At 49.5% G+C, this 21685-nt stretch carries 23 protein-coding genes, 1 tRNA gene and 1 rRNA gene; 10 read left to right on the plus strand and 15 right to left on the minus strand.

Features of this window, described 5'->3' with window-relative positions:
• Positions 1-71: 71 nt before the first annotated feature.
• From RTW80_RS01070 to RTW80_RS01100, 7 genes are all read right to left on the minus strand, one after another.
• On the minus strand, positions 72-2360 hold the full coding sequence (locus RTW80_RS01070; protein WP_001284540.1) for a phage tail tape measure protein: 2289 nt from the start codon (positions 2358-2360) through the stop codon (positions 72-74).
• Positions 2361-2381: 21 nt separating this feature from the next.
• Positions 2382-2588: a hypothetical protein gene (locus RTW80_RS01075; protein ID WP_000887033.1), complete on the minus strand. Its 207-nt coding sequence runs from the start codon at positions 2586-2588 to the stop codon at positions 2382-2384.
• Positions 2589-2597: 9 nt separating this feature from the next.
• Entirely contained in the window at positions 2598-2807 is a 210-nt protein-coding gene (locus RTW80_RS01080; RefSeq protein WP_000224730.1) for a hypothetical protein, read from the minus strand.
• 2 nt (positions 2808-2809) lie between these two features.
• Positions 2810-3127 (minus strand): hypothetical protein, encoded by a 318-nt coding sequence (locus tag RTW80_RS01085; RefSeq protein ID WP_000788502.1) that lies wholly within the window; start codon positions 3125-3127, stop codon positions 2810-2812.
• Positions 3128-3287: 160 nt separating this feature from the next.
• Positions 3288-3452, minus strand: coding sequence for a hypothetical protein (locus RTW80_RS01090; RefSeq protein ID WP_000828579.1), 165 nt, complete (start codon positions 3450-3452; stop codon positions 3288-3290).
• 3 nt (positions 3453-3455) lie between these two features.
• Positions 3456-3770, minus strand: coding sequence for a hypothetical protein (locus tag RTW80_RS01095; RefSeq protein WP_000270230.1), 315 nt, complete (start codon positions 3768-3770; stop codon positions 3456-3458).
• A 2-nt stretch (positions 3771-3772) separates the two neighbouring features.
• Positions 3773-4657: a hypothetical protein gene (locus RTW80_RS01100; RefSeq protein WP_085693450.1), complete on the minus strand. Its 885-nt coding sequence runs from the start codon at positions 4655-4657 to the stop codon at positions 3773-3775.
• A gap of 434 nt (positions 4658-5091) precedes the next feature.
• On the opposite strand from RTW80_RS01100, the gene RTW80_RS01105 reads away from it, so the two are divergent.
• On the plus strand, positions 5092-5421 hold the full coding sequence (locus tag RTW80_RS01105) for a hypothetical protein (RefSeq protein ID WP_000052065.1): 330 nt from the start codon (positions 5092-5094) through the stop codon (positions 5419-5421).
• Between the two features lie 2 nt (positions 5422-5423).
• Here the strand turns inward: RTW80_RS01105 and RTW80_RS01110 are convergent, their stop codons facing one another.
• From RTW80_RS01110 to RTW80_RS01130, 5 genes are all read right to left on the minus strand, one after another.
• The gene (locus tag RTW80_RS01110; protein ID WP_000122089.1) at positions 5424-5648 is read right to left on the minus strand and encodes a hypothetical protein; all 225 of its coding nucleotides are present in this window, start codon (positions 5646-5648) and stop codon (positions 5424-5426) included.
• 9 nt (positions 5649-5657) lie between these two features.
• Positions 5658-7346, minus strand: a complete 1689-nt coding sequence (locus RTW80_RS01115) for a VapE domain-containing protein (protein ID WP_021530714.1) — start codon at positions 7344-7346, stop codon at positions 5658-5660.
• Positions 7330-7611 carry a hypothetical protein gene (locus RTW80_RS01120; RefSeq protein ID WP_000754198.1) on the minus strand — a complete coding sequence of 94 codons (282 nt, stop codon included), beginning with the start codon at positions 7609-7611 and terminating at the stop codon, positions 7330-7332. The genes RTW80_RS01115 and RTW80_RS01120 overlap by 17 nt, the downstream gene beginning before the upstream one ends.
• Positions 7612-7619: 8 nt before the next feature.
• Positions 7620-7799 (minus strand): helix-turn-helix transcriptional regulator, encoded by a 180-nt coding sequence (locus RTW80_RS01125; protein ID WP_001439227.1) that lies wholly within the window; start codon positions 7797-7799, stop codon positions 7620-7622.
• Positions 7800-8093: 294 nt separating this feature from the next.
• A complete protein-coding gene (locus RTW80_RS01130; RefSeq protein ID WP_001460096.1) occupies positions 8094-9329 on the minus strand; it encodes a tyrosine-type recombinase/integrase in 1236 nt (411 codons plus the stop codon).
• Between the two features lie 269 nt (positions 9330-9598).
• Between RTW80_RS01130 and yhdJ the strand changes: the two genes are divergently transcribed.
• On the plus strand, positions 9599-10483 hold the full coding sequence (gene yhdJ, locus RTW80_RS01135) for an adenine-specific DNA-methyltransferase (RefSeq protein WP_001258917.1): 885 nt from the start codon (positions 9599-9601) through the stop codon (positions 10481-10483).
• Positions 10484-10566: 83 nt separating this feature from the next.
• Positions 10567-10746 carry a DUF2556 family protein gene (locus RTW80_RS01140; protein WP_001295275.1) on the plus strand — a complete coding sequence of 60 codons (180 nt, stop codon included), beginning with the start codon at positions 10567-10569 and terminating at the stop codon, positions 10744-10746.
• Positions 10747-10748: 2 nt separating this feature from the next.
• Here the strand turns inward: RTW80_RS01140 and acrS are convergent, their stop codons facing one another.
• Positions 10749-11411, minus strand: a complete 663-nt coding sequence (gene acrS / locus RTW80_RS01145; RefSeq protein WP_001129518.1) for a multidrug efflux transporter transcriptional repressor AcrS — start codon at positions 11409-11411, stop codon at positions 10749-10751.
• Between the two features lie 398 nt (positions 11412-11809).
• Here acrS and acrE point away from each other — a divergent pair, with 398 nt between their 5' ends.
• The 7 genes from acrE to RTW80_RS01180 all read left to right on the plus strand — a co-directional run bounded on the left by acrE (position 11810) and on the right by RTW80_RS01180 (position 21141).
• Positions 11810-12967 carry a multidrug efflux RND transporter periplasmic adaptor subunit AcrE gene (acrE, locus tag RTW80_RS01150; protein ID WP_000160334.1) on the plus strand — a complete coding sequence of 386 codons (1158 nt, stop codon included), beginning with the start codon at positions 11810-11812 and terminating at the stop codon, positions 12965-12967.
• 11 nt (positions 12968-12978) lie between these two features.
• Positions 12979-16083, plus strand: a complete 3105-nt coding sequence (acrF, locus tag RTW80_RS01155; RefSeq protein WP_063119378.1) for a multidrug efflux RND transporter permease subunit AcrF — start codon at positions 12979-12981, stop codon at positions 16081-16083.
• Positions 16084-16335: 252 nt separating this feature from the next.
• Complete coding sequence (locus tag RTW80_RS01160; RefSeq protein ID WP_000825639.1) at positions 16336-16557, plus strand: membrane protein; 222 nt, start codon at positions 16336-16338, stop codon at positions 16555-16557.
• Between the two features lie 430 nt (positions 16558-16987).
• Positions 16988-18013, plus strand: coding sequence for an amino acid ABC transporter substrate-binding protein (locus tag RTW80_RS01165; RefSeq protein ID WP_000738568.1), 1026 nt, complete (start codon positions 16988-16990; stop codon positions 18011-18013).
• A 67-nt stretch (positions 18014-18080) separates the two neighbouring features.
• Positions 18081-19262, plus strand: coding sequence for an amino acid ABC transporter permease (locus tag RTW80_RS01170; RefSeq protein WP_033549110.1), 1182 nt, complete (start codon positions 18081-18083; stop codon positions 19260-19262).
• A 9-nt stretch (positions 19263-19271) separates the two neighbouring features.
• A complete protein-coding gene (locus tag RTW80_RS01175) occupies positions 19272-20375 on the plus strand; it encodes an amino acid ABC transporter permease (protein WP_001301413.1) in 1104 nt (367 codons plus the stop codon).
• Positions 20376-20382: 7 nt separating this feature from the next.
• Complete coding sequence (locus tag RTW80_RS01180; RefSeq protein ID WP_000078349.1) at positions 20383-21141, plus strand: amino acid ABC transporter ATP-binding protein; 759 nt, start codon at positions 20383-20385, stop codon at positions 21139-21141.
• A 230-nt stretch (positions 21142-21371) separates the two neighbouring features.
• On the opposite strand, the gene rrf is transcribed toward RTW80_RS01180, so the two are convergent.
• Positions 21372-21487 (minus strand): 5S ribosomal RNA (gene rrf / locus RTW80_RS01185).
• Between the two features lie 39 nt (positions 21488-21526).
• Positions 21527-21602 (minus strand) — tRNA-Thr (locus tag RTW80_RS01190).
• Positions 21603-21685 lie beyond the last annotated feature (83 nt).

A 21685-nucleotide genomic window follows, 5' to 3' on the forward strand; every position in this document is an offset into this window, starting at 1 on the left:
GCTGTAACGGCATGAAATTAAAGGGGCTATTTCAGTCCCTTTACTTTTTGTTGCAACCGTACTGACAACCCTTATGGTGTTTGCGCGCCATCTATCATCATGCTTCGCTGCCTTACTGCTTGTTGCTGTCGTAGTTGCTGTATCACCTTCCGGGCTAATGCATCTTCATTCATACCAGGTTCTGCCTTCACGCTGATGTGGTACTGGTCGTTGCTATGCACCGTAGTGCCACCAGAGCGGTTGGCCAGTGCAGGTGACGGCAGGGCAGCACCAGAGGCAGTGGTTGCTGCTGGCTGCTGTACATCGTCGCGGAATGGTGCGGTAAAGAAATCTTTGGTTTTCTGCCACGCACCACCAGCAACATCAGACACGGCGTTTTTAAACTCCAGTGCCTTGTTGGTCAGGTTGCCGATGTTGTCAGACACCCACAGAATCTTATCAATCAGGAACGTGATCGGTGCGGTCACAAGCTCGATGCCAGCCGCCAGAGTCTTACCGAACGTCATCCCCATTTTACCGGCCTTATCCAGTTCCTCGCCACTGTACTTGACCGGCTCGGTCAATGACGTGAACCAGTTGAAAACCGTCTTAACCGCAGCACCCACACCATCAATGACAGGTTTCAGCGGCCCCATGCGTTCATAAAGGCGGCTCAGAGCGTCGCTAAGCGGTTCCAGCCCGGATTTGATGCCTTCACCCACTCCGCCAAAGAAAGCCTTCACACCAGCCCAATGGCGGTAAATCTGATAACCTGCCAGCGCCAGGCCAGCTACGGCAGCACCCACGCCAGTGGATATGAACGCCGCACCAACGGCACGAATGCCGGTAGCCACCGCAGGCAGGCCACGAGTGCTGGCCAGAACGGCAGATGCGTTCATGCGGGCAAACAGGCTGGACATCTGCAACACTCCACCTTTCAGGAAAGTGAAGCCGAACTGCGCCGCCAGGGTGGCCACACGCAGGGACGTGAGCGCCATCGCTGTGCCCACCACGGCTTTGGTCAGGCCAGGGTGTTCCGCCGCGAAGTTCGCCACAACAGTTGTGATGCGGCCAATGCCTTTGGCTGCGTCATTGACGGTCGGTAGCAGGACGGTGCCGATATTGTCAGCCACGTCAGCTGTGCGGTTACGAAGGATAACCATCTGCGCGTTGGTGGTGTTGACGGTGTTCTGGAATTCCTTCTGCACACTGCCTTTGGACATTTCGCCATTAGCCTGGTGCAACGCCTCGCCAAACTTGTCCATGTTGGCTGCCAGTTTGGAGATAGAACCAACGTGTTCCTGCCCGAAGATGGACACTAGGATGCCGGATTTCTTGTAATCTGGCAGCTTGTTCACCGTCTTCATGAAGTTTTCGATGGTCTTGACGCTATCCAGTTGCATGGATTTCGCCACTTCCTGCGCGGAATAACCCAATTCCTTGAACGCTTCGCGCGCAGATTTCGTGGATTTGCTGCCCAGCGTCATCTTGGAAACAAGCGCCTTCACTGACGTTGCAGCAGTGTCTGCGCTTTCACCCATAGAAATCAGCGTGGTGCCGATTGCTGCCATATCGTTGGCAGTGAGTTTGGCGAGGGAGGCGGAACCACCAACACGCTGTAGGAAGTCGATAAGCTCACCGCCTTTAACGGTGTTTTGGTCGTCCAGGTAATTAATAGCATCACCAAGGCGCACAAGCTCAGCTTGAGTAAGTCGATAAACATTCTGGATTTTGCCCATATTGTCTGCGACTTCTTCCGGGTTCAGTTCCAAGGCGCTGGCCAGTTTGGCCACGTTCCGGGTGAACCCCAGGATTTGGTCGCCAGCTACGCCCATGCGCAGCCCTGCTGTGGCCATGTCAAACAGGTCGTTTGTGGCCAGTGGAATTTCGTGCCCAAGGTCAGCAACGGCCTTGCGCATTTCCCAAAACTTCGCCGTCAGGTTGCCCGCTGCATCGCGTGCGCCGTCCAGTTGTTTGGCAATGCCAATGGCGTGCTGTTCACGATCGGCAGCAATCTTGATGGGTGCGGCAACGGCAGCGCCAGCCATAACGGTATCGATAATCTGCCCGCGTAGCTGTGCCTGCTTCGCCAGGTTTTCCGCACTGGCGCGTTGCACTCTGTTTAAACGCTCTTGCGCAGCGCGAAGGCGTTCCACCTGGCCGACAACAGCCTGGTAACGCTCTTTCATGCGCCCGACCATTGCACCATCCTGCGCATAACGCTTCATAGCGTCGTTAAGCTGGCGCTGTTCGCGCGACATGTGCTTAATCGCTGCGCCAATCTTTATGGTGGATTTCTCCACCGTACCAAACGCACCACGGAGGCTGCCGGAAACGGCACCCCCGATGGTGATTGTGGCGTTCAACTTCTTATTGGCCATAATAATTTGTCTCTGAAAGAATTAATTAAGTAGATTTTCTGCCAGGGTGTGTTCACCAGCAGCCCGCAGGGCGGCAGCAGCCAGTTGCAGGGCGCATTCGGTGCGATGTTTACGCTGTGCCTGCATTCCCTCCGCTGTTTCGCAAACCATAACTTTGGGCAGGACCATATCCACCAGTTCAGGCCAGGGGTTTGTTCCTTCCGGTTTTGTGTGAATACGGTCCAGCATGGTGCCCCCTTATGCGGTTTTGCTTTCTGTTGGTTTGTCGTTGGCGGTGATGTCGCGCATCCCAAACGTGATACCTTTCCAGGACTTCATCGCGCCGCTAAGGTTCTTGAGCGCCAACTTTTGTGCGTCGGTCAGTTGGCTTGCGTTGTTCTTCGTCATCTTGTCGGCTACGCCGATGACGTTCAGAACGGCTTCATAAATGTTGTTGTTGGTTGCCATTCTTATGCGCTCCGCACCAGGATAGCGCCGCGCTTCACTGCCTGGCGCTTGGCCCGTTCACCGGAACTGATGCGGCTGGATGGTTGCCACTTCTTGCGTTCCAGGGTGGATGCGTGGCTTTCCGCTTCGTCACGCATGATGCGGCCCGCTTCATCGGTCATGTGTTCGAATGCGTTTAAACGGTTACGAAGATTTGCCAGCAGGTCGGCTGCTTCGTAGCTGATAGGGTTTTTCTCTGAAATGGTTTGGAAACGCTTTGTTTCGCTAAGGATCAAACGCGCTTCTTCTTTCATTGATTCGTACAGGTCGTGATTTTTCATAGTCTTGCCCGCTAAGAATGATGTGAGGGTTATTGTGGTTTTTCACCTCCAGGATGACCACCAACCTGGTTCCAGCATCCATCGTCTGAGGAACGATGAAGGTTAAATTTGGCCGGTTATTTGGGGCACAGGGAACCGGTGAAACCTGTATTCTTGGCCATTATTTGCCGTTCAGCCCGCTACTCAGAAACTTTTCAATCACCTGGCTGCGTGAAGGGCGGATACCTGTTCTGCGTTCCAGTTTGGCTTGCTCTCTTTCGACCTGGCGCACCAGGTCAGGGGCGAGGCGTACCGTTACGTGCTGGCGTGTTTCTTGTCGTTTCATGGCTTAGTACCTGTTCATCCAGCTTTCGCGCTTCTGTTTCGGGCGCTGCTCGCGGTAGTGACTGCGCACCAGGGAAGCGAGGTAATTCACGGCGCGTTCAATCTGGTACTGCTTAAGCTCCGGGTAAGCCTTGCGAATCCATTTTTCAGCAGCGTCATCGCTGTAGATGAATCCTGACCAGCCAACCGGCTGCACTACGATGCGCGGTGTGTTTTCATCACCGTGGCGCACATACATGGCCACACCTTCGATAGCTGCCAGGATTTCACCCGGCAGGGCAGCGCGCTCCGCTGCCGCTTTTTTGCTGCCCCACCACATGATCAAGCCTTCCAGAACATAGTTGAGTCAGGCACAAGTGCGGATGCGTTCACCCAAACCACCACTTCAACCGCACCATTCAGCACGCGTCTGGCGGTGACGCGAATTTCATCATCCAGGGCAACGGCTGCATTGCCGAAAGCGCCAATGATTGTGCTGGAAGTCTGGCCGCTGATTTCAGCGCGTACACCGTAGGCACGCAGAACGCCGTCTTGCAGTTCCAGGCCGGTGCAATCACCGCCAACAATGGCTTTAACTTCATCAAAGCGCAGGTTTTTGGCTGCAATCTTCTGTGCCACTGCTGTGAATGACGGGCTGGTAAGGTTTTCCGCTACGCTTTCCAGGTGGTTCAGCAGTACGAAGTCAGAAAGATCAGCTATGCCGCGCTCAATGGCGGTGTTGACCACTTCCAGCGTGGTATCGTCTGCGAAGTCGTGTTTCATCTGCTTGCGGCTAAGGGTGTAGCCAACGCCGTAAGCTGGTGCGTTGTTGTGATTGAACGCTGATACCAGGTAAGGCAGGCCGCTCATGGTGATTTCTTCGCCGTCAGCCACTTTGGCGAACTTGCCAGGGCGGATGACAACGAAGCGGTCAGCCACTTCGCGGCCAGTCGTTGCGCCGGTTTTGCCGGTCGGTTGCGTGGTCATCGGGCCAGGAATGCGGATGATTTCAGCGCCTGCCTGTGCCACCAGTGAATGTTCAGCCAGCACAGCGTTGATGGTTGTCTGTTTGCCGCCTTTCGGGGATAAAACGTCATTCATGGACAGGTAGCGAACTGCTGCAGGTTCCACAGGGATGAATTGAGTAATTTCACCGTTGGCGTCAGTGCGAATGTGGCCGCCCTGGTGGTTCAACGCGTCGTTGATAAGTTGAGATAAAACGTTCATTAAAAATGCTCCGGTTGTTGTGCGATAAATCGCCTGGAATGACTTAAAGATATACAGTAACCAGACCGAACACAATAGCCACAATGTGAGATTTTTAATGTAAAATCAGTAAGTTATAACCCTGAATACTTGCAAATAACCTGGCATAATCCGGCGTAATCGATATTTACACATCTTTACAATTCAGCGTGTGTAAAACGTGTTCGCTTTATTTTGCAATCGCGCACGTATGGTGCCAGTGCTTTGATAGGATTCACATAAATGATTGATTTACTTGACGTAATCATAAAGTGAGTTTTGTAGGGGCACGCACAACGCGAATTACGCGGGACCAATGCCCCCGCAGGCTGTACCCCCCTCGGAAGTACCTTGACTTTTTTGGCAGCAGATGGCGATGACACCTAATGTCACCATGACGGCGTTATGTTGGAAAGGTGTCATTAGGTGTCATAGCGGGAAACACGCTGATTATTAAAGAAAAATACAAACAAGATACTGTAATGAATGACACCTGTGACACCATGACACCCATTTCTATAAAGTATAACGACCACTGTTACATTATTACAGTGGTCGTTATTTTCTTTAAAAATGCTGTCATAGGTGTCATAGGTGTCATTAGTAATGTCGCAACCCTTGCGGGTTATGGCTTGAGAACAATGACACCTACCATGACACCTTATAAATTAATGACACCTAGGCGTCACTTTGAAAATAAAAAAAGCCCCGGCATTCGCCAGGGTAATGGGCAACAACTGTTGTGATGTTATGATCGGATGAACGGCAAGATTTCAGCGGAATCCACTACCCTTATGCGGTAGCTGCATAGCAGGTTTTCACCCAACTTGGCCAGTTCCTGCTGCACCTCTGGCAGCCTATTGCGAGCATGGTCTACCGCTTCCTGTTCAGTGGCGAAACCCTCCATAATTTCGGTTTCGGTGTAGGTGCCGTGTTCCGGGTCAAAAGCAATGATATATGCGCGATAACTCATAGTATTACCTCAAAACTGGTGGTTAGGCCCATCAAAATAGCGATGGTCTTGCTGTCCAAAAACTTTCGGTGGCATTAGGTAAAAACGCCCTTTACTTGTTCTACGTGCATCCCTTCCTGTCAGTTTTCGCAGAATGTTACCGCACTGCGTTGCCTGGGATTTTGTTGGCCGATCCTGCCCAATAGACAACAGAACATCCGTTGCAGTCATTTCTATATATGCAGCCAGGCGATCACTGTTCCAATCAAAACGCGCCAATATCATTTCTTCAATCGGGTCAGTTTGCCCGTGCTGTTCGTTCACGACTTCCAGCATGGCTTCTTCATCACGGTCCAGCCACCAGCGTTCACCTGCTTCAAACCAGGAAAGAACTTCGGCCCATAATTGTTGTGTGTCTATGCCATGCTCGTAGTTAACGGCAGTTACAGGAATGGTCCACCAGCGAACGTTCCCGGTGTCATCGGCCAGGAAGTGTTTCGGGTTCACTGACGCAAAAAACACGGTGCGGCGCTGGTACTTCGATTCAAGCCGGTCATAAGGGCGGCGCAGGTCATCACGGTCCTGGCTGATAAATGCTTTGAGCTTGGCAATATCCGCCTTGCGAAACGTCGCATCCAATTCGCCTAGCTCAACAAGCCAGTGACTAATTGCGCTGGCCACGCTGTCTTTATTGCCGGGGTCAATAGTTGCTCCCACCTTAACCAGGTTGCGATTGTCAGGGGGCAGAAGCGCTTTAAACCATGCTGTTTTACCCAGTGACTGCTCGCCCTGGAAAACCAGCACGCCTTTGGACCAGAAACCCGCTTCTAAGTAAGCAGCCGCCACGGCAGACAGCAACCAACGACGCACCAGCATGGCCAGCAGATCGCGACTGTAGTCATCTGGCGTGCTGATAGTATTCAGCAGGTCTGCAAATCGGCTTCGTCCATCCCATTCACGTTGATTGATGAAATCCCTGACAGGATTATAAGTATTGCGCACAGCGATAGTTTTGATATGACCTTCAATATTACTCATTGGTAACCGGTTCAGTGCGGCGAGGCTTAAAATTTCACTCACAGCGCAGTTATCGCGAGCATCTGAACCGCCACTAACGCCAGGTACTAAAACCTCAACGTCCTTGCTAATCTCATTATATTTTGCAGAAATGCTGTAGTTATCTAATAGACGTTCAACATTAGGGCGTGTGTTTAAAGGCTGGCCATTGCTTCCAATATTTGGCCAGGTTGTCATTAATACAGGAGCCATATCGTGAATGTCTTTTACAGTTGCTGCGGCGGTTGCTCGTTCTTCTTTGCGCAGCATGCCCACCAGGCTTTCACCGCGTAGGGCGGCGTCTCTAAGCCTGTCCATGTTCCATTTTTCCGGTTCACGGTCAGTAATGCCTTTAAATAAACGGGCTTCCTTAACTCCAGCCACTGCCAGCTTGTCAGCAATAGTGCTGATTTGAAGTTGCTTAATATCACCAGCCAGATATACCCGCGCAGACCGGCGACCATCGTCGATAATTCGTAGATTATCTAAATCATCCAGTTGTCTTGGCCCAAGATAGACAGGAGGAGTAGTGTCACCGGCAACTTGTTTACCCATTCCTTCTTCCCAGCCCTTGGCATGGCTCCAAGCGTCAGAACCGGCAAAAATAATTGCTTCCGTAAAAGGGTCTTTAGGTAATAGCTTAACGTTAGGCGCGTTTCTCATATCGCACCCCGCGTTTTAACTCCAGATACATCGCCCATGATTCAGAATCGCTGATTCGAAACGGCACCAGGCTATCAGCCATAGCGGCGTGACGTGAAACAATAGTCCACGGGCGGTTTACACCTTCGCGAATGCATGCTTGCAACAATAATTGTGCTGCCGCCATACGCTGGGCGGTAAGTTCGCCAACGGTTAACTGGCGCTGTGGGTTACGCAACAGGCTGTTATAGCGACTGATAGCCTGATTTACGGTTGTTTTCTTCATAAGCCACCTCAGCGCTGTACTGGCTGGCGGCTTTCAAGCCACGCCATAACATCTTTGCGCCGCCAGGCCACGCGTTTTGGCCCTAATTTTATGCAATTAGGAAACGTGCCAGCCTGGATATAGCGCCAGATAGTCATGCGGGATAATGTTGTTAGTGTTGTGACTTGCTTAGCAGTCAGTAATTCCATCTTACGGCCCTCAAAACATGGCCGGTGGATATGTGGTCTGTAATGATTTATGATTATGTTGCGTTAACAAAGAACGCGACCATTACAGCCTTCACCGGCTTTTTGGTATTAAGGGGTTCGGTTTTCTGTTTGGCGACGTGAACCGATCCCCGCCTTATTCAAGCCCTCAGTTCTGCTGGGGGCTTTTTATTACTACATGACAATAATACTCAAATTGTATCAGCAGTAAATACCCTTTAAATTCATAAACTTAACTGCAAATAACGCTACATAACTCTATATAATCATCAATTTTTAATTATCTGATTTTAAAAGGTTTATTTTTTCTAAATATTTTATCCATTTGTCCAAGGCTAACCGTTTTTCCGGGATGTACTGGCTACGGTTGTACACCGCCATCACTCCTGGCATTGAGTGGCCCAGCAACTGTTCAACCACATGCGGGGCTATCCCCAAGTTATTTAGACTGGTGGCAAAAGTGCGGCGCAGGTCATGCAACGTCCACGGCGTTGAATGCTCTAATCGTCTGTATAAGATACGCCCCCACTGGCTGACAGCTTCGGGTTTCTTCATTTCACCAAGCAGCATTCCGCTATCAAGATGATTTTGGCGTAGCTGTAAAATAAATGGCTGTATAGATTCAGGCACGGGTCTGATGATTTTCTCCCCACCCTTGCTATGTTCTCGCGGAACTGTCCAAATCCATTCTTTCACGTTCCATTCCGACCATGTCGAAAGACGAATTTCTTGTGTTCTTGCACCAAACACTATTAGCAATTTTAAAAGCGCGGTGTAGTAAGGTAGAAACGCATATTCGCTTTTTAGCGCATTCCAAAGGCCACTAAGTTCTTCAGAAGTTAAAACACGATCACGTTTTGACTGCTTTCTTCCAACATCAGTAACTTTGATATCCTCCAGCGCATCACTGTAAACATCGTGCAGCCTGCGGTTGTGAATCAACGCCTGCTTGCAGTTACCTAATATGTAGCCGCTTGCTACCGGCGCGACTTTTTTGATTCTGCTAAATGTCTCCATCCATCTTGCTTTAGAGCACTGTTCAAGTGGCAATTCGCCGATGAAAGGATAAATATGTCTTTCGAATTGGCGTCTATGCCTTTCAAAGTTGACCCGGTTTTCCGCCGCGTACTCATTAATCCAGCGTTCCAATGCTTCCCTGATAGTGACAGGTTTCATGGTTTTTGCTGACTCTTGGTCAAACTGGTCTTTAGGATCTAGATTATGAGCAAGCCACCGTTTGCATTGGTCGCGTTTCACCCTCGCCTCAGCAAGAGATAAGGCAGGATACTTGCCCAGCACTAGCGTCAAAGTATTGGCGCTTTTATGCTTATTCTTATAACGGAACAACCATTGGATGTTATTGGCCGGTCTCTTCTCGCCATCAAGGATTTTGCGCCTTGATGGTGTAACGCGAACAGAAAGGCTGCCACCGTCAGCAACATCAAAAGGTTTTTCGATGACTTTGCGGGTTAACGCACGCAATTGAACATCTGAGAGTTTATTTTCGGCCATAGAGTTAATGACAACCTTTTTGACAACTGTATGCAGGGAGTAACTGATAACTGATGATACAATGCGAGCCAATAAAAGATAAATATCTCTTTCCGAATCAATTATTTATGATGAATACAAATTATCTAGAGTGATAATAAATTACGTATAATGACTCTGTATTTTACAATACGGCATGAACTAATTCAGGTTAGCTAAATGCTTGATTAAAAAGGCGCTACTCGGCATGGGGAAGCGCCTTTTTTATAGGTGTCACAAAGGGAGTGACCATGAGAACAGGATGTGAACCGACCCGGTTTGGTAATGAAGCTAAGACCATTATTCACGGTGATGCCCTTGCCGAACTTAAAAAGCTACCTACTGAAAGCGTCGATCTGATCTTTGCCGACCCACCGTATAACATCGGTAAAAATTTTGATGGTCTGATCGAAGCCTGGAAAGAAGATCTGTTTATCGACTGGCTGTTTGAAGTGATTGCAGAGTGCCACCGCGTTCTGAAAAAGCAGGGCAGCATGTACATTATGAACAGTACGGAAAACATGCCCTTTATCGATCTCCAGTGCCGCAAGCTTTTTACCATCAAAAGTCGCATCGTCTGGTCATATGACAGTTCTGGAGTACAGGCGAAAAAACACTACGGCTCCATGTACGAACCCATCCTGATGATGGTGAAAGACGCAAAGAACTACACATTCAACGGTGATGCTATTCTGGTAGAAGCCAAAACCGGATCGCAGCGCGCGTTGATCGATTATCGCAAAAATCCTCCACAGCCATACAATCATCAAAAAGTACCGGGTAACGTCTGGGATTTTCCGCGCGTGCGTTATTTAATGGATGAATATGAGAACCACCCGACGCAAAAACCGGAAGCCTTACTGAAACGCATTATTCTCGCCTCTTCCAACCCAGGCGATATCGTTCTCGACCCGTTTGCCGGTAGCTTTACTACCGGTGCCGTAGCCATCGCCAGCGGACGAAAATTCATTGGTATTGAGATCAACAGCGAGTACATCAAAATGGGGCTTCGACGGCTGGATGTCGCGTCGCATTACTCCGCGGAAGAACTGGCGAAAGTGAAAAAAAGAAAGACGGGCAACAGGTCAAAACGATGCCGGGTTAGCGAAGTTGACCCCGATCTCATTGCAAAGTAAAGGAAGTGTAAGCCTGGTTTTCAGATTATTCATTTCGTGTATATTTCCTGCCAGACTTGGTTAAACATGCACAGGCTCAGGTAATGATTCGCAAGTATTGGTGGCTCGTCGTTTTCGCTGTCTTCGTTTTTCTGTTTGATACTTTACTGATGCAGTGGATTGAACTGCTGGCAACAGAAACAGACAAATGCCGTAATATGAACTCAGTTAATCCACTAAAACTGGTTAACTGTGACGAACTGAATTTTCAGGACAGAATGTGAATTTACATGACACTTAATTCATTCGTTTGATGAATTAATTTCGTTATGTTTTCATCTGGCATGAACATTCTTAATACGTTATCGACCAGCGCGGGTGCTTGTTTATAAAGATCATAACCCGCCATATTCATTAACCAGTTTTGAACAATTCCGCTGAAGGCACCATCAATAATAATCATCACAACATCTAAATCGAGGTTATTTGCTACACAACCTTGTTGCTGACACGCCTGCAATACTTCGCGGAGAGTCTGCGGATTAAAGCCCATCTTTTCGCGTATCACTCCCTCGGCCAGCATCTCATCATTAAATTCACATTTGTGATATAAGATTTTCAGCAACGCCTGCTGGCGGGGAATTTTGGCAATATATTGCAAGCCGACAATCAATTTTTCACGCAATTGTTGAAACGGGTCATGCTCTAATCCAGCCGTCAAGTGTTCCTGGATTAACTCCCGCAATGAAGGCTGTTGCAACCACATCTCATTAAACAGTTGGGTCTTGTTCTCGAAGTGCCAGTAGATAGCGCCACGCGTAACGTTAGCGGCATCGGCAATGTCGTTGAGCGTCGTCTTGCTTACGCCATGTTGCGCAAACTGGGCGATGGCAGTTTCAATCAGTTCTTGCCGGGTCTTCAGAGCTTCGGCTTTGGTTCTTTTTGCCATGATTAATTATTCAGGAAATAAATATATTCGACACAGGGTGAGAAAATAGCGAAGGTTAATCTATCATCTAATGTGTATTTATACGAGAGGGTAACATTGAGTTGCTATAAATCGTCAAATAAATAATATATATTATTTACCTAAAATACATTCGCCACATGAATATATATTTCAATTTACGAGGTTTTAATTCTACCTCTTTCAACCCGCGTCAAAATAAAACAGTAGAATATTAATCTTTTTTTGTGTTTATGTGCCTTGAGACGCCAGTATTCATAACTATTCCTTACATCGACGAATGATAATTTGTAGGATAGCAAACTGTATTTTTCTTTCTGCGAGTTAACGCGTTGCCTTTCTGGGTAAATAACGCGCTTTTGGTTTTTTGAGGAATAGTAATGACGAAACATGCCAGGTTTTTCCTCCTGCCCTCCTTTATTCTGATCTCCGCGGCTTTAATCGCCGGTTGTAACGATAAGGGAGAAGAGAAAGCTCACGTCGGTGAACCGCAGGTTACCGTTCATATTGTGAAAACGGCCCCGTTAGAAGTTAAGACTGAATTACCAGGCCGCACCAATGCTTACCGTATAGCCGAAGTTCGCCCACAGGTTAGCGGGATCGTACTGAATCGTAATTTCACTGAAGGCAGCGATGTACAAGCAGGCCAGTCCCTGTACCAGATCGATCCCGCGACCTATCAGGCAAATTATGACAGCGCGAAAGGCGAACTGGCGAAAAGTGAAGCCGCCGCCGCCATCGCGCATTTGACGGTAAAACGTTACGTTCCGCTCGTGGGTACGAAATACATCAGCCAGCAGGAGTACGACCAGGCCATTGCTGATGCTCGCCAGGCCGATGCCGCCGTGATTGCCGCAAAAGCCACAGTCGAAAGCGCTCGCATCAATCTCGCTTATACCAAAGTGACTGCGCCAATTAGCGGACGTATCGGCAAATCGACCGTGACCGAAGGCGCTCTTGTCACTAATGGGCAAACGACTGAACTGGCGACTGTCCAGCAGCTCGATCCTATCTACGTTGATGTGACCCAATCCAGCAACGATTTTATGAGGCTGAAGCAATCCGTAGAGCAAGGAAATTTGCATAAGGAAAACGCCACCAGCAACGTAGAGTTGGTCATGGAAAACGGTCAAACCTATCCCCTGAAAGGTACGCTGCAATTCTCTGATGTGACCGTTGATGAAAGCACCGGCTCCATAACCCTACGTGCTGTCTTCCCTAACCCGCAACATACGCTTTTGCCGGGTATGTTTGTGCGTGCACGGATTGATGAAGGCGTCCAACCTGACGCCATTCTTATCCCGCAACAAGGCGTTAGCCGCACACCGCGTGGTGATGCAACCGTGCTGATTGTTAACGATAAAAGTCAGGTGGAAGCGCGCCCTGTCGTTGCCAGTCAGGCGATTGGCGATAAATGGTTGATTAGCGAAGGTCTGAAATCTGGCGATCAAGTCATTGTCAGCGGCCTGCAAAAAGCGCGTCCGGGAGAGCAGGTTAAAGCCACTACCGATACCCCCGCAGATACTGCATCGAAGTAAGGTAATCTGACATGGCAAACTTTTTTATTCGACGACCGATATTTGCATGGGTGCTGGCCATTATTCTGATGATGGCGGGCGCACTGGCGATCCTACAATTGCCCGTCGCTCAGTATCCAACCATTGCACCGCCTGCGGTTTCTGTTTCGGCAAACTATCCAGGTGCTGATGCGCAGACCGTGCAGGATACGGTGACGCAGGTTATCGAACAGAATATGAATGGTATCGATAACCTAATGTATATGTCCTCCACCAGCGATTCCGCCGGTAGCGTGACAATTACCCTTACCTTCCAGCCCGGGACCGATCCTGATATCGCGCAAGTGCAGGTGCAGAACAAACTCCAGCTCGCCACGCCGTTGCTGCCGCAGGAAGTTCAGCAGCAGGGGATCAGTGTTGAAAAGTCCAGTAGCAGCTATTTGATGGTGGCGGGCTTTGTCTCTGATAACCCAGACACCACACAGGACGATATCTCGGACTATGTGGCTTCTAACGTTAAAGATACGCTTAGCCGTCTGAATGGCGTCGGTGACGTACAGCTTTTCGGCGCACAGTATGCGATGCGTATCTGGCTGGACGCCGATCTGCTAAACAAATATAAACTGACACCGGTTGATGTGATTAACCAGTTGAAGGTACAGAACGATCAGATCGCTGCCGGACAGTTGGGCGGAACGCCAGCGTTACCAGGGCAACAGTTGAATGCCTCGATTATTGCTCAGACGCGGTTAAAAAATCCGGAAGAATTCGGCAAAGTGACCCTGCGCGTAAACAGTGACGGCTCGGTGGTGCGTCTGAAAGATGTCGCACGGGTTGAACTTGGCGGTGAAAACTATAACGTTATCGCTCGCATCAACGGAAAACCGGCGGCGGGCCTGGGGATTAAGCTGGCAACCGGCGCGAATGCTCTCGATACCGCGAAAGCCATTAAGGCAAAACTGGCGGAATTACAGCCATTCTTCCCGCAGGGAATGAAGGTTCTCTACCCTTATGACACCACGCCATTCGTCCAGCTTTCTATTCACGAAGTGGTAAAAACGCTGTTCGAAGCCATTATGCTGGTGTTCCTGGTGATGTATCTGTTCTTGCAGAATATGCGAGCAACGCTGATCCCCACCATTGCGGTACCCGTGGTGTTGTTAGGGACGTTTGCCATCCTCGCCGCTTTTGGTTACTCCATCAACACACTAACGATGTTCGGGATGGTGCTTGCCATCGGGCTGCTCGTCGATGATGCGATAGTGGTGGTGGAGAACGTCGAGCGCGTGATGATGGAGGATAAGCTCCCGCCAAAAGAAGCGACGGAAAAATCAATGTCGCAAATTCAGGGCGCACTGGTGGGTATCGCGATGGTGCTGTCAGCGGTATTTATTCCGATGGCATTCTTCGGCGGTTCTACTGGGGCAATTTATCGCCAGTTCTCTATCACCATCGTTTCGGCAATGGCGCTTTCTGTTCTGGTGGCATTGATTCTTACCCCTGCGTTATGTGCAACGCTGCTTAAACCCGTCTCTGCTGAGCATCACGAAAATAAGGGCGGTTTCTTCGGCTGGTTTAATACCACCTTCGATCATAGCGTTAACCACTACACCAACAGCGTCGGCAAAATCCTCGGTTCCACAGGACGATATTTACTGATCTATGCGCTGATTGTTGCAGGAATGGTGGTGTTGTTTTTACGTCTTCCGTCTTCCTTCTTACCTGAAGAGGATCAGGGTGTCTTTCTGACCATGATTCAGTTACCCGCTGGCGCGACGCAAGAGCGGACGCAAAAAGTGTTGGATCAAGTGACGGATTACTATCTGAAAAACGAGAAAGCGAACGTTGAAAGTGTCTTTACGGTTAACGGCTTTAGCTTCAGCGGCCAGGCACAAAACGCCGGTATGGCCTTCGTCAGTCTGAAACCGTGGGAAGAGCGTAATGGTGATGAAAACAGTGCGGAAGCGGTAATCCATCGTGCCAAAATGGAATTGGGCAAGATCCGCGACGGTTTTGTCATTCCATTCAATATGCCAGCCATTGTTGAACTGGGCACGGCAACGGGTTTCGACTTTGAGTTAATTGATCAGGCTGGGCTGGGTCACGATGCCCTAACCCAGGCCCGTAACCAGTTGCTTGGTATGGCTGCGCAACATCCTGCCAGCTTAGTCAGCGTGCGTCCTAATGGCCTGGAAGACACCGCGCAGTTTAAACTGGAAGTTGACCAGGAAAAGGCGCAGGCATTAGGTGTTTCACTTTCTGACATCAATCAGACCATTTCAACGGCGCTGGGTGGGACTTACGTTAACGACTTCATCGACCGTGGTCGTGTGAAAAAGGTGTATGTTCAGGCGGATGCCAAATTCCGTATGCTGCCAGAAGATGTCGATAAACTTTATGTCCGCAGCGCCAACGGCGAAATGGTGCCATTCTCTGCCTTTACCACTTCACATTGGGTGTATGGCTCTCCGCGACTGGAACGCTACAACGGTCTGCCGTCAATGGAGATTCAGGGGGAAGCCGCGCCAGGAACCAGTTCCGGCGATGCCATGGCGTTGATGGAAAACCTTGCGTCAAAATTACCTGCGGGCATTGGTTATGACTGGACGGGTATGTCGTATCAGGAACGCTTATCGGGAAACCAGGCTCCCGCTCTGGTAGCAATTTCCTTTGTGGTTGTTTTCCTGTGCCTTGCTGCACTCTATGAAAGCTGGTCAATTCCTGTCTCGGTTATGTTGGTCGTGCCGTTAGGGATTGTCGGCGTGCTGCTGGCGGCGACACTCTTTAATCAAAAAAATGACGTCTACTTTATGGTGGGCTTGCTAACGACAATTGGCTTGTCGGCCAAAAACGCTATTTTGATTGTTGAGTTCGCTAAAGATCTCATGGAGAAAGAGGGTAAAGGTGTTGTTGAAGCGACACTGATGGCAGTACGTATGCGTCTGCGTCCTATCCTGATGACCTCTCTCGCCTTTATTCTCGGCGTATTACCGCTAGCTATCAGTAACGGTGCCGGCAGTGGCGCGCAGAACGCAGTGGGTATCGGGGTAATGGGAGGAATGGTCTCTGCAACGTTGCTGGCAATCTTCTTCGTACCGGTGTTCTTTGTGGTGATCCGCCGTTGCTTTAAAGGATAAATCTGAAACATAAAGGCGCTTTCGGGTGCCTTTGTTATTTTCAGTGAAACCCATAAAAATTAATAAGATATTCTTTTGCTCACTCTTTAAAAGCTTTCTATAGTTCCCGCTCCCTTCACTATTTTTACAATTCACATAATTTGTCATTATTCATTCCGCAAGATTTATAACCTCCGGTGATAAAATGGCATTCAGCTCGTTAATAAGAGAGTTAACTTATTAAACGTTAGCGTTTATTACTGAGGTAACACCATGAAAAGATTAATTCCTGTGGCATTGCTCACCGCATTGCTGGCGGGCTGTGCTCACGATTCGCCCTGCGTTCCGGTTTATGACGATCAGGGGCGTCTGGTTCACACCAATACCTGTATGAAAGGCACAACTCAGGATAACTGGGAAACGGCTGGAGCTATTGCTGGCGGAGCAGCAGCTGTTGCTGGCCTGACGATGGGGATCATCGCTCTGTCGAAATAACTGAACAGGGCGCGAAGTTTCGCGCTCTGTTTAACGATACAGTATCTTTACATAAGATAAAATATTGCTATATTCTGCTGGCTAATTCTCTGCTGATTTAGCATGTTATATCGCGTTATTTCGCTGCTTTCGAAATAACGCATCAATTTAACTTTCACACTTCTCACCAGAAATATACTCACGCTAACAATCATTATTCTGCTTAGTAAAACACGCGTAAATATTTTGCGCCAAAATGTGGCGCATGTTTCATTTTCGCACCATTGCGGGGCGCTGTTTTTATTATTTCCTGTCTACACTCAGCTTATTGCGACGCGAAATCGTGCGCAAAAGCTGGCACTACTTTTGCTTATAAGAGGATGGCCACAGACAGGTAAAAGACGTTTCCCAAACGTCCTATAACGATAATTTTCGCCTCACAGGAAGCATTATGAAAAAGATGATGATAGCCACACTGGCTGCCGCCAGCGTGCTGCTTGCCGTTGCAAATCAGGCGCATGCTGGCGCGACGCTTGATGCCGTACAGAAAAAAGGTTTTGTGCAATGCGGGATCAGTGATGGATTACCTGGGTTCTCTTATGCCGATGCTGACGGTAAATTTTCAGGTATTGATGTTGATATTTGTCGTGGTGTTGCCGCTGCTGTATTTGGTGACGACACGAAAGTGAAATATACCCCACTCACAGCAAAAGAACGCTTCACGGCTTTACAGTCAGGGGAAGTGGATTTGCTCTCCCGTAATACGACCTGGACTTCATCTCGCGACGCCGGGATGGGAATGGCATTTACTGGCGTCACTTATTACGACGGCATTGGCTTCCTGACGCACGATAAAGCGGGGCTAAAAAGCGCGAAAGAACTGGATGGCGCTACCGTCTGTATTCAGGCGGGTACTGATACCGAACTCAACGTTGCCGACTATTTCAAGGCAAACAATATGAAGTACACACCGGTGACTTTCGATCGCTCTGACGAATCAGCGAAGGCACTGGAATCTGGTCGCTGCGATACGCTGGCCTCGGATCAGTCGCAACTGTATGCCCTGCGCATCAAATTAAGCAACCCAGCTGAATGGATTGTCTTACCGGAGGTTATCTCTAAAGAACCGCTTGGGCCGGTAGTTCGTCGTGGCGATGATGAATGGTTCTCGATTGTACGCTGGACGCTTTTCGCCATGCTGAATGCTGAAGAGATGGGCATCAATTCCCAGAACGTTGATGAAAAAGCGGCTAATCCAGCAACGCCTGATATGGCACATCTGCTGGGTAAAGAAGGCGATTACGGCAAGGATCTGAAGTTGGATAATAAATGGGCCTATAACATCATCAAACAGGTGGGTAACTACTCGGAAATTTTTGAGCGTAACGTAGGTTCAGAAAGCCCGCTGAAAATTAAACGTGGGCAAAATAATCTCTGGAATAACGGCGGTATTCAGTACGCACCGCCCGTGCGTTAAGTCGGTGTGAGGTAACGAGCGTCGCGACGGCGGCGCTCTCTTCAGCGTTATGCTTTCCGAGGTTTCTATGTCTCATCGCCGCTCAACCGTTAAAGGCTCACTCTCCTTTGCCAACCCTACGGTTCGTGCCTGGTTATTCCAGATCCTTGCCATTGTTGCTGTTGTCGGCATTGTTGGTTGGTTATTTCACAACACTGTAACGAATCTCAATAATCGTGGCATTACTTCAGGTTTTGCCTTTCTGGATCGCGGCGCTGGCTTCGGTATTGTCCAGCATTTGATCGATTACCAGCAGGGCGACACCTACGGACGCGTTTTTATTGTCGGCTTACTCAATACGCTACTGGTTTCTGCATTGTGTATTGTGTTCGCTTCTGTTTTGGGCTTCTTTATCGGTCTGGCGAGACTTTCGGATAACTGGCTGCTACGAAAGCTTTCCACAATTTATATTGAGATCTTCCGTAATATTCCCCCGCTGCTGCAAATCTTCTTCTGGTACTTTGCCGTGTTGCGCAATTTGCCCGGACCACGCCAGGCTGTGAGCGCGTTTGATCTGGCCTTTTTGAGCAATCGTGGGCTTTATATTCCGTCACCGCAGCTGGGAGACGGATTTATTGCGTTTATCCTGGCTGTTGTTATGGCTATAGTCCTTTCTGTTGGGCTATTCCGCTTTAATAAAACATACCAGATAAAGACCGGACAACTGCGCCGCACCTGGCCGATCGCCGCAGTGTTGATCATTGGTTTGCCTTTACTGGCGCAATGGCTTTTTGGCGCAGCACTACACTGGGATGTCCCAGCCCTACGAGGCTTTAACTTCCGCGGCGGGATGGTTTTAATTCCTGAACTGGCAGCCTTAACGCTGGCACTTTCGGTTTATACCTCTGCATTTATCGCCGAGATTATCCGCGCTGGGATCCAGGCAGTGCCTTATGGTCAACATGAAGCGGCTCGGTCACTGGGATTACCCAACCCGGTTACGCTACGCCAGGTCATTATTCCCCAGGCATTGCGGGTGATTATTCCACCGTTAACCAGCCAGTATCTCAACATCGTCAAAAACTCCTCTCTTGCCGCCGCTATTGGCTATCCCGATATGGTTTCGCTGTTTGCCGGCACCGTGCTGAATCAGACGGGGCAAGCCATCGAGACGATAGCCATGACCATGTCGGTCTATCTGATTATCAGCCTGACTATCTCGCTGCTGATGAATATCTATAACCGCCGCATCGCGATCGTTGAACGCTAAGGAGTCATGATGACAAAAGTATTGCTGTCTCATCCCCCGCGCCCGGCGAGCCATAACTCAAACCGCGCGATGGTGTGGGTGCGAAAAAATCTGTTCTCCAGCTGGAGCAATAGCCTGCTGACTATTGGCTGCATATGGTTGATGTGGGAACTGATCCCACCGTTGCTGAACTGGGCATTTTTGCAGGCTAACTGGGTTGGCTCAACGCGTGCCGACTGCACAAAAGCCGGTGCCTGTTGGGTCTTCATCCACGAACGATTTGGTCAGTTTATGTATGGGCTTTACCCACACGACCAACGCTGGCGAATTAACCTCGCATTACTGATTGGGCTTGTGTCGATCGCACCAATGTTCTGGAAAATACTCCCGCATCGCGGTCGCTATATTGCGGCCTGGGCGGTGATTTACCCACTGATTGTCTGGTGGCTGATGTATGGCGGTTTTTTTGCTCTTGAGCGGGTTGAAACCCGGCAATGGGGCGGGCTGACGCTAACTTTAATTATTGCATCAGTTGGGATTGCGGGGGCGCTACCGTGGGGGATCTTACTGGCGTTAGGTCGCCGCTCCCATATGCCGATTGTGCGTATCTTATCGGTCATTTTTATCGAGTTCTGGCGCGGCGTACCGTTGATTACCGTATTGTTTATGTCTTCGGTCATGCTGCCGTTGTTTATGGCAGAAGGCACCAGTATCGACAAACTGATCCGCGCGCTGGTTGGCGTGATCCTGTTTCAGTCAGCATATGTTGCGGAAGTCGTGCGAGGCGGATTACAGGCACTGCCTAAAGGGCAGTATGAAGCGGCAGAGTCGCTGGCGTTGGGTTACTGGAAAACTCAGGGGCTGGTTATTCTGCCACAGGCGTTGAAGCTGGTAATTCCTGGGCTGGTAAATACCATCATCGCACTCTTCAAAGATACCAGCCTGGTGATCATTATCGGGTTGTTCGATCTTTTCAGTAGCGTTCAGCAGGCAACCGTTGATCCCGCCTGGTTGGGTATGTCGACGGAAGGGTATGTTTTCGCCGCGCTGATCTACTGGATCTTCTGTTTCAGCATGTCGCGCTATAGCCAGCATCTGGAAAAACGTTTTAACACCGGGCGTACACCGCATTGAGGACACTATGAGCCAAATTTTACTGCAACCTGCTAACGCGATGATTACGCTGGAAAACGTCAATAAATGGTATGGACAATTCCATGTTTTGAAAAATATAAATTTAACCGTGCAACCGGGAGAACGGATCGTTCTGTGTGGCCCTTCAGGTTCCGGTAAATCGACAACCATTCGTTGTATTAATCATCTGGAAGAACATCAACAGGGACGGATCGTGGTAGATGGCATCGAACTTAATGAAGATATCCGCAATATTGAGCGCGTCAGGCAGGAAGTGGGAATGGTCTTTCAGCATTTCAATCTCTTCCCTCATCTGACCGTTCTACAGAACTGTACCCTGGCACCGATTTGGGTACGCAAGATGCCTAAGAAAGAGGCTGAAGATCTGGCGGTGCATTACCTCGAGCGGGTGAGAATTGCCGAACATGCGCATAAGTTTCCCGGACAGATTTCAGGTGGTCAGCAGCAACGCGTTGCCATTGCGCGTTCGCTGTGTATGAAGCCGAAAATTATGTTGTTTGATGAGCCAACGTCGGCGCTCGATCCTGAGATGGTGAAAGAGGTGCTGGATACGATGATTGGGCTGGCGCAGTCGGGTATGACAATGCTGTGTGTAACACATGAGATGGGGTTTGCACGAACCGTCGCTGACCGGGTGATTTTTATGGATCGTGGGGAGATAGTGGAACAAGCTGCACCTGATGAGTTTTTTGCGCATCCTAAATCAGAGCGTACGAGGGCATTTTTATCGCAGGTAATCCATTAATTGAATGTTAGTTCGAAAAGCAAAAAGGCCATCCTTTCGGATGGCCTTTCGCTTGATTTGATGTCTGGCAGTTTATGGCGGGCGTCCTGCCCGCCACCCTCCGGGCCGTTGCTTCGCAACGTTCAAATCCGCTCCCGGCGGATTTGTCCTGGTTGGGAGAGTGTTCACCGACAAACAACAGATAAAACAAAAGGCCCAGTCTTCCGACTGAGCCTTTTGTTTTATTTGATGCCTGGCAGTTCCCTACTCTCGCATGGGGAGACCCCACACTACCATCGGCGCTACGGCGTTTCACTTCTGAGTTCGGCATGGGGTCAGGTGGGACCACCGCGCTACTGCCGCCAGGCAAATTCTTTTCTAATCTGCCGAACTTTAACCTAAAAAGTGGTGCTGATACCCAGAGTCGAACTGGGGACCTCACCCTTACCAAGGGTGCGCTCTACCAACTGAGCCATATCAGCACGCTAAATTTGATGCCTGGCAGTTCCCTACTCTCGCATGGGGAGACCCCACACTACCATCGGCGCTACGGCGTTTCACTTCT

The organism is Escherichia sp. AM3, assembly GCF_032029835.1.
Taxonomy (GTDB): domain Bacteria; phylum Pseudomonadota; class Gammaproteobacteria; order Enterobacterales; family Enterobacteriaceae; genus Escherichia; species Escherichia coli.